Annotated in this window: 1 protein-coding gene and 1 pseudogene; both read left to right on the top strand. The window is 60.7% G+C overall.

Translation table 11 applies throughout. From position 1 onward, the window contains the following. Positions 1-401: IS5 family transposase (locus tag DWB67_RS17665; RefSeq protein WP_119808845.1), on the top strand; the 401-nt coding region annotated here is incomplete at its 5' end. Between the two features lie 112 nt (positions 402-513). Next, a pseudogene (locus DWB67_RS17660) lies at positions 514-1,278 on the top strand (IS110 family transposase); the annotation flags it as partial. Positions 1,279-1,385 lie beyond the last annotated feature (107 nt).

The following is a 1,385-nucleotide window of genomic DNA, read 5'->3' as shown; positions in this document are numbered from 1 at the left end:
CAAAAGGTGGCATGAACACAAAGCTGCATGCCGTCACCGATGCGAAAGGCAGACCGATCCGGTTGTTCATATCGGCTGGGCAGGTCAGCGACTACACGGGAGCGGCGGCACTGCTGGACAGCCTGCCGCAGGCCGATTGGTTTCTGGCGGATCGGGGATATGATGCTGACTGGCTCCGAAAAGCGTTGCAGGACAGAGAGATAAAAGCCTGCATCCCTGGCCGGAAGTCGCGCAAGACGGCAGTGCATTACGATAAGCGGCGCTATAAAAGGCGCAATCGCATCGAGATTATGTTCGGGCGCCTGAAAGACTGGAGACGTGTCGCCACTCGTTACGACAGGTGCCCGGAGACATACCTCTCCGCTATCGCACTGGCCGCAACTGTCCTATTCTGGCTGTGATTAGGAATGAGATGCCGTAACGGGGCCTGCGCCGCGACCTGCTTGTTACCGTTGCCAAACTCAGGTCAATCTGGCGCCATTCCCGTATTGGATCCATCTGGAGGACTGCGGGATGAAACTGTTTGTCGGACTGGACGTGTCGCTGGAGAAGACCGCGATCTGCGTCATTAGCGAGCATGGGAAGATTATGAGGGAGGCGCAAGCGGCCAGTGAGCCGAAAGCGCTGGCGCGCTGGATTGGGAACCTGGACGGCACCATCGCCGCCGTCGGTCTCGAAGCCGGCCCCCTATCGCAATGGCTGCATCGAGGCATGACCGAGGCGGGTCTTAGTGTGGTGCTTATGGAGACCCGGCAGGTGAAGGGCGCCTTGAAGGCGATGCCGATCAAGACGGACCGACGGGATGCCGAAGGCATTGCGCGTCTGCTTCATCTCGGCTGGTTCCGGCCCGTCCATTGCAAATCCGTCTCGGCACAGGAAGTGCGCGCTCTGCTCAGTGCCCGCAAAGCCGTGCAGCAGGGCTTTATCACTCTGGAGCTGTCACTGCGGGGATTGCTGCGGAACTTCGGGCTGAAGGTCGGCGCGATCTCTCGCGGCAGGTTCGAGCACCGCATCCGAGAGCTGACGGCAGACAATCCGATGCTGTCCGCCGCGACCGAGCCGATGCTGCGGGCCCGGGCAGCCCTTCGGCAGGAGCTTGCGGGGCTGGAACGCCGGGTCCGTCAGTTGGCGCAAGACGACCCTGTCTGTCACCGTCTGATGTCGATGCCGGGGGTCGGCGCGGTCGTGGCGCTGACTTACCGTTCCGCAGTTGATGATCCCTCGCGGTTCACGTCGTCGAAAAAAGTCGGGCCATGGGTCGGCCTCACACCTTCACGAGAGGTGGTCGCAGGAATTCGGACCAGTTGCTAAGCTTTAGCGATTGACGAAGGACTGACCTGAGATGACGAAACGAAAGCGCTATTCTGCGGAGTTCAAGGCGAAGG

The organism is Paracoccus sp. JM45, from assembly GCF_003590715.1.
In the GTDB taxonomy this organism is placed as follows: domain Bacteria; phylum Pseudomonadota; class Alphaproteobacteria; order Rhodobacterales; family Rhodobacteraceae; genus Paracoccus.
This window is presented reverse-complemented; position numbering and strand designations above follow the sequence as displayed.